The 17,036-nt window shown below is 65.6% G+C and carries 15 protein-coding genes; 12 read left to right on the forward strand and 3 right to left on the reverse strand.

Going from position 1 to position 17,036, the window contains the following annotated elements; genetic code table 11:
• Nucleotides 1-62: 62 nt before the first annotated feature.
• The 10 genes from ACVIYL_RS19335 to ACVIYL_RS19380 all read left to right on the forward strand — a co-directional run bounded on the left by ACVIYL_RS19335 (nucleotide 63) and on the right by ACVIYL_RS19380 (nucleotide 11,570).
• Nucleotides 63-1,079, forward strand: a complete 1,017-nt coding sequence (locus ACVIYL_RS19335; RefSeq protein WP_456779493.1) for a sugar-binding transcriptional regulator — start codon at nucleotides 63-65, stop codon at nucleotides 1,077-1,079.
• A gap of 29 nt (nucleotides 1,080-1,108) precedes the next feature.
• A complete protein-coding gene (locus ACVIYL_RS19340; protein ID WP_028335671.1) occupies nucleotides 1,109-2,548 on the forward strand; it encodes an extracellular solute-binding protein in 1,440 nt (479 codons plus the stop codon).
• Between the two features lie 117 nt (nucleotides 2,549-2,665).
• Nucleotides 2,666-3,595, forward strand: a complete 930-nt coding sequence (locus tag ACVIYL_RS19345; protein WP_210262648.1) for a carbohydrate ABC transporter permease — start codon at nucleotides 2,666-2,668, stop codon at nucleotides 3,593-3,595.
• Between the two features lie 14 nt (nucleotides 3,596-3,609).
• On the forward strand, nucleotides 3,610-4,467 hold the full coding sequence (locus ACVIYL_RS19350; RefSeq protein ID WP_018273209.1) for a carbohydrate ABC transporter permease: 858 nt from the start codon (nucleotides 3,610-3,612) through the stop codon (nucleotides 4,465-4,467).
• Nucleotides 4,468-4,471: 4 nt separating this feature from the next.
• Nucleotides 4,472-5,575 (forward strand): ABC transporter ATP-binding protein, encoded by a 1,104-nt coding sequence (locus tag ACVIYL_RS19355; RefSeq protein WP_456779494.1) that lies wholly within the window; start codon nucleotides 4,472-4,474, stop codon nucleotides 5,573-5,575.
• A gap of 12 nt (nucleotides 5,576-5,587) precedes the next feature.
• Nucleotides 5,588-6,703 (forward strand): ABC transporter ATP-binding protein, encoded by a 1,116-nt coding sequence (locus tag ACVIYL_RS19360; RefSeq protein WP_456779495.1) that lies wholly within the window; start codon nucleotides 5,588-5,590, stop codon nucleotides 6,701-6,703.
• Between the two features lie 2 nt (nucleotides 6,704-6,705).
• Nucleotides 6,706-8,286 (forward strand): FGGY family carbohydrate kinase, encoded by a 1,581-nt coding sequence (locus tag ACVIYL_RS19365; protein ID WP_456779496.1) that lies wholly within the window; start codon nucleotides 6,706-6,708, stop codon nucleotides 8,284-8,286.
• The gene (locus ACVIYL_RS19370) at nucleotides 8,279-9,319 is read left to right on the forward strand and encodes a 2-hydroxyacid dehydrogenase (RefSeq protein ID WP_456779497.1); all 1,041 of its coding nucleotides are present in this window, start codon (nucleotides 8,279-8,281) and stop codon (nucleotides 9,317-9,319) included. The genes ACVIYL_RS19365 and ACVIYL_RS19370 overlap by 8 nt, the downstream gene beginning before the upstream one ends.
• Before the next feature lie 17 nt (nucleotides 9,320-9,336).
• Nucleotides 9,337-10,065, forward strand: coding sequence for a class II aldolase/adducin family protein (locus tag ACVIYL_RS19375; protein ID WP_172647311.1), 729 nt, complete (start codon nucleotides 9,337-9,339; stop codon nucleotides 10,063-10,065).
• A complete protein-coding gene (locus ACVIYL_RS19380) occupies nucleotides 10,062-11,570 on the forward strand; it encodes a glycerol-3-phosphate dehydrogenase (protein ID WP_456779498.1) in 1,509 nt (502 codons plus the stop codon). The genes ACVIYL_RS19375 and ACVIYL_RS19380 overlap by 4 nt, the downstream gene beginning before the upstream one ends.
• Before the next feature lie 23 nt (nucleotides 11,571-11,593).
• Here the strand turns inward: ACVIYL_RS19380 and ACVIYL_RS19385 are convergent, their stop codons facing one another.
• From ACVIYL_RS19385 to ACVIYL_RS19395, 3 genes are read right to left on the reverse strand one after another with little or no spacing between them, the layout of a single operon-like run.
• The gene (locus ACVIYL_RS19385; protein WP_028335663.1) at nucleotides 11,594-12,589 is read right to left on the reverse strand and encodes an ABC transporter substrate-binding protein; all 996 of its coding nucleotides are present in this window, start codon (nucleotides 12,587-12,589) and stop codon (nucleotides 11,594-11,596) included.
• A 21-nt stretch (nucleotides 12,590-12,610) separates the two neighbouring features.
• Nucleotides 12,611-13,420 (reverse strand): ABC transporter ATP-binding protein, encoded by an 810-nt coding sequence (locus tag ACVIYL_RS19390; protein ID WP_456779499.1) that lies wholly within the window; start codon nucleotides 13,418-13,420, stop codon nucleotides 12,611-12,613.
• Nucleotides 13,417-14,172, reverse strand: a complete 756-nt coding sequence (locus ACVIYL_RS19395) for an ABC transporter permease (protein ID WP_225163506.1) — start codon at nucleotides 14,170-14,172, stop codon at nucleotides 13,417-13,419. Before ACVIYL_RS19395 ends, ACVIYL_RS19390 begins: the two co-directional genes overlap by 4 nt.
• 122 nt (nucleotides 14,173-14,294) lie before the next feature.
• Between ACVIYL_RS19395 and ACVIYL_RS19400 the strand changes: the two genes are divergently transcribed.
• Both ACVIYL_RS19400 and ACVIYL_RS19405 read left to right on the forward strand, forming a co-directional pair.
• Nucleotides 14,295-15,422: a mandelate racemase/muconate lactonizing enzyme family protein gene (locus ACVIYL_RS19400; protein WP_456779500.1), complete on the forward strand. Its 1,128-nt coding sequence runs from the start codon at nucleotides 14,295-14,297 to the stop codon at nucleotides 15,420-15,422.
• Complete coding sequence (locus tag ACVIYL_RS19405; RefSeq protein ID WP_456779501.1) at nucleotides 15,422-17,017, forward strand: GMC family oxidoreductase; 1,596 nt, start codon at nucleotides 15,422-15,424, stop codon at nucleotides 17,015-17,017. The genes ACVIYL_RS19400 and ACVIYL_RS19405 overlap by 1 nt, the downstream gene beginning before the upstream one ends.
• Nucleotides 17,018-17,036 lie beyond the last annotated feature (19 nt).

Consider the following 17,036-nt stretch of genomic DNA (forward strand, 5'->3'; position numbering starts at 1 on the left):
CCGTTCGGCCTCTGCAATTTTTTGCAGGACGTGAAGAAATTTGCAAGCGGACTTTTCCTGATATGGCACCCCCGCCCGACAGGCTGCCGGTGATCGACGGCGAGGCGTCGCTCGCGACGCGCGCGGCGTGGCTGTATTTCGCGGCGGGGCTCACCCAGTCCGAGGTCGCCGACCGCCTCAACATCCAGAGCACCAAGGCGCATCGCCTGATCGCGCGCGCCAGCCGCGAGGGCATGATCCGCGTGTTCGTCGAGGGGCCGGTCGCCGAATGCGTCGCGCTCGAGAACGATCTCGCGCAGCGCTTCGGCCTCTCGTTCTGCCGCGTCGCGCCTGATCTCGGCGAGGGCGAGCTGCCGCTGAAGGCGCTGGCGCTGGAAGGCGCGAGCTTCCTGCGCCAGATCCTGGAGCGCGGCCAGGACAAGGTGATCGGCTTCGGCCATGGCCGCACGCTCGCGGCGGTCGTGGAGCAGATGCCGCAGACGCCGGCGCGCGACGCGCAGTTCGTGTCACTGCTCGGCGGACTGACGCGGAAATTTGCCGCCAATCCGTTCGACGTGATTCACAAGCTCGCCGAGCGCACCGGCGCGGAAGCCTATCTGCTGCCGGTGCCGGTGTTCGCCAATTCGGTCGCCGACCGCGCCGTGCTGATGCAGCAATTCGGCATCGCCGACGTGTTCGCGCTGGCGCGCAAGGCCTCGCTGCTGTTCGTCGGCATCGGCCAGGTCAGCCGTGACGGCTTCCTGGTGTCGAGCGGCATGATCAAGCCCGACGAGGTCGTCGAGCTGAAGCGTGTCGGCGCCTGCGCCGACCTGCTCGGGCATTTCTTCAGCGCCGACGGAACGGTGCTGGACACCGATCTGTCGGCCCGCGCTACCTCCATGAGCATGCCCGACCTCAGGAAGCACCGGATCGTCGCCATCGCCGGCGGGCCGGCCAAGGTGACCGCGCTGCGCGGCGTGCTGCGCGGCGGCGTTCTGCACGGCCTCATCATCGACGAAGCGACCGCAAAGGCGCTCGCCACCGACAAGCCGGAGATCACATCCGGCAAGACAAGAAGCAAGACCCGGAAGGACACATAAAACAAAGCGTCAACAAGGAGAGGAAATACATGTTCGATCGCGAGAAGAATCTGTTCGACTCCTACGCTGCCAAACGCATCAGCCGCCGCGATCTCCTGGACGGCGCCGCCAAGCTCGGCATCGCGGGGATCGCCGCCAACGCCGCTTTCGCCTCCTCGATGTCGAAGGCGATGGCCGCCGACTTCAACTGGAAGGCCCAGAGCGGCAAGAGCGTCAAGCTGCTGCTCAACAAGCACCCCTATGTCGACGCGATGATCGGCGACATCGAGGCGTTCAAGACGCTCACCGGCATGAACGTCACCTACGACATCTTCCCGGAGGACGTCTATTTCGACAAGGTGACGGCGGCGCTGTCGTCGAAGTCGGACCAGTACGATGCCTTCATGACCGGCGCCTACATGACCTGGACCTATGGTCCGGCGGGCTGGATCGAAGACCTCAACACCTACATCAAGGACCCCGCCAAGACCAATCCGGCCTTCGCCTGGGACGACGTGCTGCCGGGCCTGCGCGCCTCGACCGCGTGGGACGGCGTCGCCGGCTCCGAGCTTGGCTCGGGCAAGGCCAAGCAGTGGTGCATCCCCTGGGGCTATGAGCTGAACAACATCACCTACAACCGCAACGTCTTCGACAAGGTGGGCGTCAAGCCGCCGAAGAACCTCGACGAGATGCTGGAGGTCGCGGCCAAGATCACCAAGGACGCCGGCGGTCCCTACGGCGTCGGCGTGCGCGGCTCGCGCTCCTGGGCGACCATCCATCCCGGCTTCCTGTCGGCCTATTCGAACTTCGGCCAGAAGGATTTCGTGATGGAGGGTGGCAAGCTGAAGGCCGCGATGAACACCAAGGCCTCGAAGGATTTCCACGACAAGTGGGTCAAGATGATCCAGACCTCGGGCCCGAAGAACTGGTCGACCTACACCTGGTACCAGGTCGGCACCGATCTCGGCGCCGGCGCCTCGGGCATGATTTTCGACGCCGACATCCTCGGCTACTTCATGAACGGCGGCGACAACAAGGAGAAGGGGCATCTTGGCTATGCGCCGTTCGCGGCCAATCCGGCCGCCAAGGCGCCGACCCCGAACGTCTGGATCTGGTCGCTCGCGATGTCGAGCTTCTCCAAGCAGAAGGAGGCGGCCTGGCTGTTCATGCAGTGGGCGGCATCCGTCGAGCACGATCTGTTCGGCGCGCGCAAGATGGACTTCGTCAATCCGGTGCGTGCATCGGTGTGGAAGGACAGCGAATTCCGCGACCGCATCGCGAAATCCTATCCCGGCTATCTCGAGCAGCACGACATGTCGTCGCCCGGCGCCAAGATCTACTTCACGGCGCAGCCGCTGTTCTTCGACCTGACGACGGAATGGGCCGCTTCGCTGCAGAAGATGGTGGCCAAGGAGGTCAGCGTCGACGAAGGGCTCGACAAGCTCGCCGACAGCATCAACCGCCAGCTCAAGCAGGCCGGTCTCGGCTGACGGATCAACTGTGCGGTGCCTGATCCCCCGCACCGCACCCATCCGCCGGCTCGGACCCTTGTCCCATCCGAGCCGGCGGCGTTTGCCAGCCGAACGCGATCTCTTATCATCATGAGCATGGTCCAACTCCTCCAGACGAACGCGCAGGCAGCGCCGGCCAAACCAAGGCCGCGCGTGCGCCTCTTGCCCTATCTGCTCAGCTTGCCGGCGCTGCTCGTCTGCGTGGCGATCCTGGTTCCGTTCGTGACCGCGGCGGTCTACTCGCTGCAGCGTTACCGGCTGAACCTGCCTCATCTGCGCGGCTTCATCGGCGCCGGAAACTACATCGACTTCCTGTCCGACCCGGCGTTCTGGAATACGTTCCGCGTCTCGATCACCTATACCGTGGTCACGGTCGTGCTCGAGCTGCTGCTCGGTCTTGGCATCGCGCTGCTGCTGCGCCGGCCGACCCGCTTCCACAACGCGGTGTCGATCATGCTGCTGCTGCCGCTGATGACGGCGCCGGCGATCGCCGCGCTGATGTGGAAGCTGATGACCAATCCGAGCTTCGGCATCCTGTCCTATCTGGTCGGCCTGTTCGGCGTCACCGATTTCAAATGGGCCTCTGATCCATCGAGTGCGCTGTTCACGGTCGTGCTGGTCGATGTCTGGGTCTACACGCCGTTCATCATGATCCTGCTGCTGGCGGGGCTGCGCTCGCTGCCGCGGCAGCCGTTCGAAGCCGCGGCACTCGACGGCGTGCCGGCGAGCTTCGTGTTCTTCCGCATCACGCTGCCGATGCTGGCGCCCTACATCATCACGGCGTCGCTGTTCCGGCTGCTCGATTCGATCCAGCAGTTCGACATCATCTATGCGATGACGCAGGGCGGGCCGGGCGACCGGCTGATGGTGTTCCAGGTGCAGGCCTATCTGGAGTTCTTCCAGTACACCAATGTCGGCAGATCGGCGGCGCTGTTGATGATCCTCTGGCTCATCACCAACATCCTGTCGAACATCTTCATCAAGAACTGGCTGCGGCTGCGCGCGCGTGCGCACGGCCACGCGTGACGGGGAGGGGCGCGATGGAACATTCCAGCCTTGCCGGTCGCATCTTCCGCGGTGTGGCGCTCACGCTGATCCTGATCTTCTTCATGTTTCCGATCGTCTGGATCTTCCTGATGTCGTTCCAGACCAACGAGCAGATCCTGCGGATCCCGCCGCGTATCCTGTTCGAGCCGACGCTTGCCAACTACGAGGCGCTGATCTCCGGCCAGCTGCGCACCGCGGCCGGCAATCTGCAGATCTCCTTCATGCGCAATCTGTTCAACAGCGTCGTGCTGTCGAGCGCGGCGGTGCTGCTGGCGCTGCTGCTCGGCGTGCCGGCGGCCTACGCCTTTGCGCGCTTCAAATTCCGCCTCGGCGAGAGCATCGCCTTCACGCTGCTGTCGTTCCGCTTCGCGCCGCCGCTGCTCGTGCTGCTGCCGCTGTCGCTGTACTATCAGGAGCTCGGCCTCAACGACACCTACTTCGGGATCGTCTGGGTCTACCAGCTGATCGCGCTGCCGCTGATCCTGTGGATCGTGCGCGGTTATTTCGAAGATATCAGCCCTGATATCGAGCATGCCTACCGGCTCGCCGGGCATTCCTGGCGCGAGGCCTTCACCAGGATCGCGGTGCCACTGGCAGGACCGGGGATCGCCGCGGCGGGACTGCTGTCGTTCATCTTCTGCTGGAACAATTTCGTCTTCGCGCTGATCCTGGCCTCCGCCGACAAGCAGCCGGTGACGGTCGGCGCGCTCGCCTTCGTCACCGCGTCCGGTATTCAGTACGGCCAGATCGCGGCGGCGATCGTGCTGTCGGTGACGCCGACGCTGTTGCTTGCGCTCTATGCGCAGCGCTATCTGGTCGAGGGTCTCTCGCTCGGCGCGGTGAAAGGCTGATCCGATGGCGCGTCTCGAAATCAATTCGGTGAGCAAGGCGTTCGGTGCGGCACGGCCCGCCGACGGATTGTCGCTGGCTGTCGAGCCCGGCGAGATCGTGGCGGTGTTCGGACCGTCCGGCAGCGGCAAGACCGTGCTGCTGCGCATGATCGCGGGCATGTTCGAGCCCGACGACGGCGACATCCTGGTCGGCGGCCGCTCGGTGGTCGGTGCTCCGCCCGAGCGGCGCGGGATCGGCATGGCATTCCAGAACTTTGCCTTGTTCCCGCACATGACCGCCCGCGACAATATCGCAAGCGGCCTGCGCGCCAGGGCCGGCGGCGGCGATGTCGCCGGCCGCGTTGCCGCGATCAGCAGGCTGCTCAAGATCGAGCACGTGCTCGGTCACGCGCCGCGCGAATTGTCGAACGGACAGAAGCAGCGCACGGCGCTGGCGCGGGCGCTGATCGGCAATCCGGATGTTCTGCTGCTGGATGATCCGCTGCGCAATGTCGACGCCAAGCTGCGCTACGAGATGCGGCTCGAGCTGCCGAACCTGCTGCGCCGCGGCACTGCCGCCGTGCTCTACGTCACCCAGGACTATCGCGAGGCGATGGCGATCGCCGACCGCATCGCGGTCTTGATCGACGGCCGGCTCGCGCAGGTCGCAACGCCGACCGATATCTATGCCCAACCCGCATCGGTCGCGGTCGCGCGCCTGTTCGGCGATCCAACCATCAACCTCGCGGATGTCTTGCCAGTAGCGGAGCACGGCATGTTGTCGGCTGACGTCGCCGGCGCCAGGATGCGGCTCGGCGCGGCCGATGGCGCAGCACCCGCCGGTGCATGTTGGCTAGGCGTCCGGCCCGAGGATCTCGCGGTCTCGTCCGCATCCACCGACGACGCCGTCCCGGCGCGCATTCTCGCGATCACGCCGATGCACGAGAAGGCGGTGCTGCTGCTCCGGCTTGCCGACGGAACGGAATGGCTGGCGGCGCTGCCGCCGGATGCACCGCAAGGCGCGGCTGACGATGCCGTTTTCGTTCGCTTCGCGCTTGACGCCGCGATGCTGTTCGATCGCGCGACCGGGCTGCGGATCGGGGCGTCGCACCGGCTCAAGGCGGCATAGGAGCGGATGGTCATGGACATGCTCGAGCTTCGAGGCATCGACAAGGTCTATCGCAGCCGCGGCAAGGAGCCAGTGCATGCGGTGCGCGCGCTCGACATGGCGGTCGAGAAGGGCGAAATCGTCGCGCTGCTGGGATCGTCCGGCTGCGGCAAGACCTCGACGTTGCGTATGATCGCAGGGTTCGAGGACGTCTCTGCCGGGTCGATCGCGCTCGGCGGGCGGCGGATCCACGAGCTGCCGCCGGCGCGGCGCAAGGTCGCGATGGCGTTCGAGGGCTACTCGCTCTATCCGCCGCTCACGGTCCGCGAGAACATCGCGTTCGCGCTGAAATCCGCCCAGTTGCCGCGAACCGAGGTGGCGCGTCGCGTCGACGAGATCGCCCGCCTGGTCGAGATCGAGGACATTCTCGACAGCTATCCGCGCGCGATCTCAGGCGGCCAGCAGCAGCGCGTGTCGCTGGCGCGGGCGCTGGTGCGCGACGCCGATCTCTATCTGCTCGATGAGCCGATGGGGCAGCTCGAACCGCAGCTGCGCGCGGTGCTGCGCGGCCGGATCAAGAGCATGCTTGCCGAGCGCGGCATGACCGCGATCTTCGTCACCCACGACCAGACCGAAGCGAGCGCGCTGGCCGACCGCATCGCTGTCATGGAAGGCGGCGTGCTGCAGCAGTTCGCCAGCGAGAAGGAGCTGAAGGGCCGGCCCGCCAATCTGTTCGTTGCAAGCTTCATCGGCGAGCCGCCGATGAACCTGCTCGAGGCGGAGGTGACGCGGTCGGATGGCGGCTTCCGCCTGTCGGTCGGAACCGACATGCGTTTCGATATCGCCGGCGCCGGACTCGACGTTGAGGCGGCGAAGACGCTCGCGGCCACGCCGCAGGTGCGGATCGGCATTCGTCCGCAGAAGATCGTGGTCGGGATCGGTGACGTCAGGGTCAAGGTCGTCTCCAATCAGTGGCTCGGCGATCAATCGCATGTCGCCGGCGATTGCGGCGGCCGCATGCTGATCGCGGTGACGCCGGGCCGCGTCGCCGCGCGGCCGGGAGAGATCATCTCGTTCACGCTGGAGTCGCGTCACCTGCACATCTTCGGCGGGGACGGGACCTGCATTCGTCATGCGGAGGGAGCGTGACGATGACCGCTTCCGCCAGCCGCGACGTGATCATCGGCATTGACGCCGGCACCTCCCTGATCAAGGCGGTGGCGTTCACGTTGAATGGCGAGCAACTAGCCGATGTCTCGCGGCCGAACGCCTACGTTAGCCCGGCCAGCGGCCATGTCGAGCAGGACATGGCGCGGACCTGGAGCGATACGGTCGCGGTCATTCGTGCGCTGGCGAAGTCCGTGCCTGACCTGTCGGCGCGGATCGCGGCCGTCGCGGTGACCGGGCAGGGCGACGGCACCTGGCTGATCGATGACGACGGCCGGCCGGTCGCGCCGGCGCTGCTGTGGCTCGACTCGCGCGCCGGGCGGCTGGTCGAGGCGATTCGCGGCAGCGAGCACAACGCGATCCTTTACCGTCGAACCGGCTCCGGGCTCAATGCCTGCCAGCAAGGGCCGCAACTGGCCTGGCTGCAGGCCCACATGCCCGACACGATCGCCAGCGCGACCACGGCCTTCCACTGCAAGGACTGGCTTTATTTCCTGCTCACCGGTGAACGCGCAACCGATCCGTCGGAAGCCACGTTCTCCTGCGGCGATTTCCGCAAGCGAGCATTCGACGCAGAGACCGCGCGGTTGATCGGTATCGCCGACCTGACGCGCCTGTTCCCGCCGGTCGTTGACGGCGCGGTCATGACGCATCCGCTGACCGCGGCCGCCGCCATCGAGATCGGCCTGCCGGAAGGTGTGCCGGTCTGCCTCGGCTATGTGGACGTGATCTGCAATGCGCTCGGCGCCGGGCTCTACGATCCGTCGCCCGATGTCGGCTGCACCATCATCGGCTCGACCGGCATGCATATGCGGCTGGTACCGAGCGCCGACGCGGTGACACTGAATCGGGAGGCAACCGGCTACACCATGCCGTTCCCCGTGCCCGGTCATTATGCCCAAATGCAGTCCAACATGGCGGCGACGCTGAACATTGACTGGATGCTCGATCTCGCCTGCGACATGCTGGCGGCGGAAGGCGTGACGCGCACACGCGCCGAGCTGATCCGCCGGCTCGACGATCAGGTGCTCCGGGCCAGGCCCGGCGAGGTGCTGTTCCACCCGTTCATTTCCGATGCCGGCGAGCGCGGTCCGTTCGTCGCGCATGAGGCCAGCGCGCAATTCTTCGGCCTGCGCTCGCGCCACCGCTATGGCGACTTGATGCGCGGCGTGATGGAGGGCCTGGCCTTCGCCGCACGGGATTGTTACGCGGCGATGGGGTCGCTGCCGCGCGATGTCAGGATCACAGGCGGCGCGGCGAAGAGCCGTGCGCTCGGCGCCATCCTCGGGGCCGCACTGGATTGCGACGTCCGCATCTGCAGCCGCGCCGAGGCCGGCGCCGCAGGCGCTGCGATGATCGCGGCGGTCGCGATCGATGCCTATCCCGACATGCGCGCCTGTGCCGAGCAGTGGGTCGCGCCGCATCTAAGTGCGCCGCAATCGCCGGACGCCGCGCTGGCGAAGCGCTATGCCAGCATCTTCCCGACCTATCTCGAGGCAAGGCTGGCGTCGCGGCCGGTCTGGAAGCAACTCGCCGCGCTGCGCGCTGGAGGCGATCATGTCTAAGTCCATCGCCATCGTGGGCGACCGCTTCATGCTGCCCTCGGTGTTCGCCGAGCACATCCGATCAGCCTGCGGCGATGGCGTCGATATCCGCACCCTGGAGCAGCCCTGGCCGGACGAGCCGATGGAGCACGGTTACGCCGGCTCGAAGCTCGACGGCCTGAAGGAATTCATGGGGCAGCCCGACGAGATCATCGGCTTCATCGGCGATGCCGAACTGCTCGTCACCCATCTGGCGCCGATCTCGCGGTCGATGCTGGAGCGGCTGCCGAAGCTGAAGTTCATCGCGGTGTCGCGCGGCGGCCCGGTCAACATCGACATGCAGGCGGCGCGCGACCACAACGTGCTGGTGGTCAATACGCCCGGCCGCAATGCGGGTGCGGTCGCGGAGTTCACCATCGGCGCGATCCTCGCCGAGACGCGCCTGATCCGCAGCGGTCACGAGGCGCTGCGTGGCGGGGAATGGCGCGGCGATCTCTATCGCGCCGACCGTACCGGGCGCGAGCTCGGCGAGATGACGGTCGGCATCGTCGGCTACGGCGCGATCGGCAGCCGCGTGGTCAAGCTGCTGAAGGCCTTCGGCTGCAAGATCCTGGTCGCCGACCCCTATGTCCAGCTCAGCGCCCAGGACCGCAATGACGGCGTCGAGCATGTCGCGCTCGGCGAATTGCTCGGCCGCGCTGACGTCGTCACACTGCACGCCCGGGTGACGCCGGAGACCACCCGTTTCATCGGGCGCGAGGCGCTGGCGCGGATCAAGCCGGGCGCGTTCCTGATCAACACCGCGCGCGGTCCGCTGGTCGACTACGACGCGCTGCATGATGCGCTGGCATCGGGGCATCTCGGCGGCGCCATGCTCGACACCTTCGCGGTCGAGCCGGTTCCGGCGGACTGGCCGCTCTTGCGACTTCCCAACGTCACGCTGACGCCGCACATCGCGGGCGCCTCCGTGCGTACCGTCACCGTGGCCGCCGTGCAGGCGGCCGAAGAGGTTCGCCGCTTCCTGGCCGGCGAGCCGCCACGCAATCCGTGCTGAAGAGAAAGGCAGTTCGTATGACCCGTGAGGAACGACAGTTGCGCGAGGCGATCATCGCCAAGTGCCGGTGGATGAATGCGTCGGGTCTCAACCAGGGGACATCGGGCAACATCTCCGCCCGCTACAAGGACCGGATGCTGATCACGCCATCGGCGACGCCCTACGATTCGATGAAGCCGGAGATGATCGCCTCGATGCCGCTTGAGGGTGACTATGGTGCGTGGGAGGGGCCGCTGCAGCCGTCCACCGAATGGCGCTTCCATCTCGACATCACGCGCGCCCGGCCCGATGTCGGCGCCATCGTCCATACTCACTCGACCTACGCGACCGTGCTCGCCATCGCGCGCAAGCCGATCCCGGCCTGCCACTACATGATGGCGGCGTTCGGCGGCACCGAGATCCGCTGCGCCGGCTACGCGCGCTACGGCACCAAGGAATTGTCCGATCATGCGATCGCGGCGCTCGAAGGACGCAATGGCTGCCTGCTCGCCAATCACGGCATGATCGCGCTCGGCGCCAATCTCGACAAGGCGATGTGGCTCGCGGTCGAGCTCGAGACCATCGCGCGTCAGTACTACCTCTCGCTGGCGCTCGATTCGCGCGTCATCCTGACCGACGAGGAGATTGCCGACACCGCGAAGGGATTCTCCACTTACGGTCTGCAGGCGCCGAAGCCGAACAAGGCGCGCGCAACGGCAAAGGCAGCGCCGCGCCGCGCCGAGAAACGGCGCAGCAGCAAGCGATGACGGGCACTGCGCCGGTCGCAGGTACGGATCACGGGCTGGTCGATATCGCGATCATCGGTGGCGGCATCAACGGTGCCGGCATCGCCCGCGACGCCGCCGGCCGCGGCCTGAAGGTGCTGCTGTGCGAGAAGGATGATTTCGCCGAGGGCACTTCGTCGCGCTCGGGCAAGCTGATCCATGGCGGGCTGCGCTATCTCGAATATTACGAGTTCCGCCTGGTGCGCGAGGCGCTGATCGAGCGCGAGGTGCTGCTCGCGTCGGCGCCACACATCATCTGGCCGATGCGCTTCGTGCTGCCGCATTCGCCGGAGCAGCGGCCGGCGTGGCTGGTCCGCACCGGGCTGTTGCTCTACGACCATCTCGGTGGTCGCAAGCAGCTGCCGGCGAGCCGCAGCCTGGATCTGTCCCGCGCTCCGGAGGGCGCGCCGCTGCGTCAGGAGTTCCGGCGAGGCTTCGAATATTCGGACTGCTGGGTCGATGACAGCAGGCTGGTGATCCTCAATCTGATCGATGCCGCGCAGAACGGCGCCTGCATCCTGCCGCGCACGCGGGCGGTGCGCGCGCGCCGCGACGGCGAGACCTGGCTGCTCGACATGCGCGGCGACGACGGCACAACGCAGGTCGTGCGGTCGCGCGCGCTGGTCAACGCCGCCGGGCCGTGGGTTCAGGATGTCATCCAGGGCGTGGCGGGCCTGAACTCGGCCCAGAGCGTCCGGCTGGTCAAGGGCAGCCATATCGTGGTGCCGAAATTCTGGAGCGGGCCGCAGGCCTATCTGCTGCAGAACAGCGATCGCCGGGTGATCTTCGTCAACCCCTATGAGGGCGATCTCGCATTGATCGGCACCACAGACATTCCCTATCACGGCCGCGCCGAGGACGTCGCGATCGGCGAGGACGAGACCGATTACCTGTTGCAGGTCTTGCGCCGCTATTTCCGAACGCCGCCGCAGGCCGGCGAGATCGTGCATGCGTTCTCCGGGGTCCGGCCGCTCTACGACGACAACGCCGACAATCCGTCGGCCGTGACGCGCGACTATGTGTTCGAGGTTCATGGCGCGCAGGGCGTGCCGCCGCTGCTGTCGATCTTCGGCGGCAAGATCACGACCTACCGCCGGCTGGCGGAGCAGGCGCTGCAGCGCCTCGCGCCGTGGTTTCCGAAGCTGTCGTCGGCCTGGACCGCGGATCGGCCGCTGCCGGGCGGCGACATCGGCGGCAGTTTCGATGAATTCGCGAATCGGCTGGCACGCGACTATCCCGATTTGCCGCGAACGCTCATTCATCACTATGCCCGTCTTTATGGGACGCGCGCGCGCCAGCTGCTGGGTCCGGTCCGCAGCGCCGCAGACCTGGGCCGTCATTTCGGCGGCGAGTTCTATGAATGCGAAGCGGTGTATCTCCGCGAGAATGAGTGGGCAAGGCAGCCTGCCGACTTCCTGGACCGGCGCACCAAGCACGGCTTGCACTTGACGCCCGCGCAGCGGGTCGCGTTCGAGAGCTACCTCTAGGACGCGATTTGCGTCCAGGTGCGTCACGCAATCGTTTTCAAATACAGGCTCGGATCGAAATATTTGCTTGCCGGGGTAAAGTCCTTGATGCCGGCATTGGCCATGAAGAAGTCGGTCGATTGCTGCAGCCAGTTGGTGACCGTGCCGTCGGAATACATCCGCTTCCAGTCCCGCGACGAGAACATCTTCTGCGCCTTGAACGATTCGTCGATGTCGGCCATCGGCGTCTGGCTGTAATGGCCCTTCTGCAGCTTTTCCATCGCTTCGGTGCTGTTCGCGATGATGTAGTCATTGGCATCGGCCCAGCCACGGATCAGCTTCGCCAGCGTTTCCTTGTTGGGCTCGTAATAGTCGTTGGCCGCGGCCCAGCCGCCGATGATCGCGGCCTTTGGATAATAGGCTGAGGCGTCGGCGAGCTTGACCGCGCCCGGCACCTTGTCGCGAACCGTCACGTTGAAAGGCACCCAGAGCGCGACGGCAGGCACCGCGCCTGAAATGAAGGCGGTTACGGCGGCCGGCATGGTCTGGTTGACGAGTTCGACCTGTTTGGGATCGACCTTGTTCGCGCGCAGCGCGGTGTCCAGGAACACATGCGCGGTGGTGCCGGTCGCAGTTGCGATCCGCTTGCCCTTCAGGTCCTCGAATGACTTGATGCCCTGATCGCCGCGCACCCAGAGCTGTGCGGTCGCGACCTCGATGTCGTTGATGAGGAAGACCTTGCCCTGGCCGCGGGCGGGGAAGTTCGAGAGCACGGCGCCCGTCGCCAGCACGTCGAGGCTGCCGCCGATCAGCGCCTGGAAGATTTCGAGGCCGGTATTGAACTGCCGCAGCTCGAGATCCAGTCCCTGCTTTTCGAAGGAACCGCGGTCCATGCCGGTCCAGATCTGGCCGTCGACGGCAACGGTGTGCAGATAGCCGACACGAACTTTTGTTTTTGCCTGAGCAATCGCAGGGGCTGCGGCGGTGAAGGACCCCAGGGCAAGCCCGGCCGTCGTGGTCAGAAATTGTCGCCGATCCATAGGTCGTCCTCCGCTGTGTTGTTATTCCGAGAATGAGACCGGACGCATCTGCGCCTGCTGGGCGCGATACTCGTCCATCACCAGATGCTTGATATGGCTTCGCAGCTCGCCGAATTCGGGCCGTTCCTGGATCGATTCATCGCGCGGATAGGCGAACGGCACGTCGATGATCTGCCTGATCCGCGCCGGCCGCGCGGTCACCACCACGATACGGGACGCGAGATAGATCGCCTCCTCCACGGAGTGGGTGATCAGCATGACCGTCTTGCCTTCGGTCTGGAGCACCTTGAGCAGCAGGTTCTGCATGTTGGAACGGGTCTGGGCGTCGAGCGCACCGAACGGCTCGTCCATCAGCAGGAACTGCGGCTTGACCGCGTAAGCCCGCGCGATCGCGAGCCGCTGCCGCATGCCGCCGGACAAATGCTTCGGATAGGAGTTGGCGAAGTCGGACAGCCCCATCAGGCCGAGATAGTGATCGCAGATCGAATCACGCTCGCCGGCCGCGACGTGATTGGCTCGGAGCGTCAGGCCGAAAGCGATGTTCTGTTTCACCGTCAGCCACGGGAAGACGCCATATTCCTGGAAGATGACGCCGCGCTCGGGACCAGGACCCGTGACGGGCCGCCCGTCGAACAGCACGCTTCCGGTTGTCGGCTTCTGGAAGCCCGCGAGCATGCTCATCATCGTGGTTTTGCCGCAGCCTGAAGGGCCGATCACCGCGATGAAATCGCCATCGTTGATATCGTAGCTGACATCCTCGACGACGTTGAGGCGTCCCTTCGGGGTCTCGAAGGCAAGCGAAACCTTGTCGAACTGTGCACGCGTGGTCATGCGATGGCCCGATCCTGCCAGACCAGCAACCGGGCCGTGATCTTGCGCAGGATCATGTCCATGATCAGCGCGATCAGGCCGATGCAGATGATGCCGACATAGATGACGTCGAGCAGGAAGTAGGTCGATGCATTCTGGATCATGGCGCCAAGCCCACGCTGGGCCGCGATCAGTTCGGATGCCACCAGCGTCGCCCAGGCTACCCCAAGCGCGACCCGCAGCGCGGTGAGGATGTGCGGAACGGTGAGGGGAATGATCACCTTGCGGAAGATTTCCGCCTGATTGGCGCCAAGCGTCTGCGCCACGCGGATATAGAGCGGCGTGATCTGCGAGACTCCCTCATACATGACGATCACGCCGGAGAAGAACGAGGCGTAGAACAGGATGACGAGCTTTGCGAGTTCGTCGACGCCGAAATAGACGATGACAAGCGGGATCAGCGCGATCGGCGGCAGCGCGCGGAAGAAATTGATCATGGGGTCGGCGAAAGTGCGGGCCGGGCGATACCATCCGAGCAGAAAGCCGACCGGCACCGCGACCAGAATTCCAAGCGAGACGCCGAAAAAGACGCGCCTGGTCGAGGCGAAGATGTCGATCAGGAGGCCTTCCTTGGTGAGAAGCTCGACGAATTTCGCGGCGACCTGGTGCGGGGCGGGGATCAGCGATGCGTTGACGAAGCCGCTCCAGCGCACGGCATACCAGAGCAGGATCGCACCGACCCACGGTATCAACCCGAGACCAAAGCGTCTCACGCCAGCTCCGTCCATTCGACGCGTCCACCCAGATTGCAGTTGATGTTTGCCCAAGTCATATTATAAATAGGATGACCATACAAGCGCCGCTTTGGTCGCAGGCGCCGCAGGCTTTTCCGCGCATGACATCGCCGCCTTTCAACATCCGGAGCGTCCAGGCCTTTGGCTTTCGCTATCCTCTGACGACACCGGTCATCACCTCGTTCGGGCGGATGGGGGACCGGCCTGCCGTGTTCGTTCGGGTCGAGGACACGGACGGTTACGTGGGCTGGGGCGAGGTCTGGTGCAACTTTCCCGCGCCGGGCGCCGAGCATCGTGTTCGGCTGGTCAATGAGGTCCTGGCACCGGCGCTTGTCGGATTCAGGGCAAGCGAACCTGGTGCCGCATTCGAGCGGCTGACGCAGGGAACTTCGGTGCTCGCGTTGCAATCCGGCGAAGCGGGCCCATTCGCGCAGTCGATCGCCGGCATCGATCTCGCCGTCTGGGATCTCCATGCGCGCCGCCGGAACGTAGCGTTGTGGAAACTGCTCGGCGGATCGCGGAGCCGGATCAAGGTCTATGCCAGCGGCATCAATCCGGTCGGATCGGAGCGGGCGGCGGAAGCAGCGCTCGGCCGCGGCTATCGCGCGTTGAAGCTGAAGATCGGCTTCGATCCGGCAGGCGACCGGGCCAATCTCGCCGCGCTGCGCCGCCTCGTCGGCGATGGCATGCTTGCGGCCGATGTCAACCAGGGCTGGACCATCGCGCAGGCGATCGAGCGTGCGCCGCAGCTCGAGCCGTTCGGCCTTGCCTGGCTCGAGGAGCCGATCCGCGCGGACCGTCCGCGGCAGGAATGGAAGCAGCTGCACGAGACGATCCGTTTTCGGCTCGCGGCCGGTGAGAACATCGCGAGCCACGCTGGCTTTGCCGAGGTGCTGAGCGAGCCGGTTCTCGGTGTCGTCCAGCCCGACATCGCCAAGTGGGGCGGGCTTTCGGCTTGCGCCGGCATCGCCCGCGACATCCTGACGTCAGGCAAGATGTTCTGTCCGCACTATCTCGGCGCCGGCATCGGCCTGTTGGCGTCGGCGCATCTTCTGGCGGGCGTCGGCGGCGAGGGACTGCTGGAGGTGGACAGCAATGAGAACCCGCTGCGGGATCAATTCTGCGGCCCCGTGCTTCACGTCAGCGATGGAATGATCGAGCTCGGCGACGAGGCGGGTCTCGGCATTGCGCCCGATCTTGCCTCGATCGAACAATACCGGACCGCCTGATGTCGGGGCTTGGCTACGACTACATCATCGTCGGTGCGGGGTCGGCCGGCTGTGTGGTCGCAAACAGATTGTCGGCCGATCCTGCCTGCCGCGTGCTGCTGCTGGAAGCCGGCGGATCGGACCGGAATTTCTGGCTCAAGCTGCCGGTCGGGTATTACCGGACCATCTACGACGAGCGCTTCTCGCGCCTGTTCAAGACCGAGCCGTCGGAAGGAAGCGGCGGCCGCGCCATCGTCTGGCCACGCGGCCGCGTGCTTGGCGGATCGTCGTCGATCAACGGCCTGATCTTCATCCGCGGCCAGCACGAGGATTTTGACGACTGGGAACGTCTCGGCGCCGACGGCTGGAGCTATCGCGACGTTCTGCCCTATTTCCGGCGCTACGAACGCTACCGCGGCGGCGAGAGCCAGTTTCACGGCGGCCTCGGTGAGTTCGAGGTCTCCGACCTCCGGAACGACAACCCGGCGTCGAGGGCCTGGGTAGAGGCGGGCGTGCAGTTCGGCCTGCCGCGCAATCCCGACTTCAACGGCGCGACGACGCTTGGCGTCGGTGCCTATCAGCTTGGCATCGGGCGGCATTGGCGGACCAGCTCGGCATCCGCCTTTCTTCGACCGATTGCCGACCGGCGCAACCTGACCATCATCACGCATGCGCAGGTGAGCAAAGTCACTTTCAACGACCGCGTCGCGACCGGCGTCGAGTGGATCAGCAAAGGGCAGGTTCATCGCGCGACAGCCAATCGCGAGGTCATCCTGTCGGGCGGCGCGCTGCAATCGCCGCAAATCCTCCAGCTTTCCGGGATTGGTCCGGCCGACCTGCTTCGCAAGCACGGTATTGCCGTCGTCACCGATTCGCCCGAAGTCGGCTCCAATCTGCAGGACCACTATCAGGCACGGCTGATCGTGCGCCTGAAGGAGCGGATCTCGCTCAATGACCAGGTCCGCCATCCTGTCGAACTCGCGAAGATGGGGTTGCAATGGATGCTGGCCGGACGGGGACCGTTGACGGTGGGGGCGGGACAGGTGGGCGGAGCGGCCTGTACCGAATATGCGGTCGGTGGCCGTCCCGACGTGCAGTTCAACGTGATGCCGCTCTCCGTCGACAAGCCCGGCGAACCCCTCCACAGCTATTCCGGCTTCACGGCCTCGGTCTGGCAATGCCACGGCCGGTCGCGCGGACAGCTCGCGATCCGCTCGGCCGATCCGTTCGAGCAGCCGCTGATCGCGCCCAATTATTTCGCCGAGGAGATCGACCGCAAGACCATTGTTGCCGGCCTGAAGATCTTGCGCGAGATCTATCAGCAAAAGGCGTTCCGCCCGCTCTGGGACGTCGAAATGGTGCCGGGCCAGGCCGCAAGTAACGATGCCGGGCTGTGGGAGTTTGCGCGCAACACCGGCGGCACGGTGTTTCACTGCGTGGGCACCTGCCGCATGGGCAGCGACGAGCGGGCAGTACTCGATCCGCAGCTGCGGGTGCGCGGCGTCGAGCGGCTGCGCGTCATCGACGCCTCGGTGATGCCGCAGATCACCTCGGCCAATACCAATGCGGCGAGCCTGATGATCGGGGAACGCGGTGCAGCCCTTGTCATGCCGTGATTGGGCCGCTTGATTTCCG

It is taken from the genome of Bradyrhizobium sp. USDA 3315 (genome assembly GCF_054056795.1).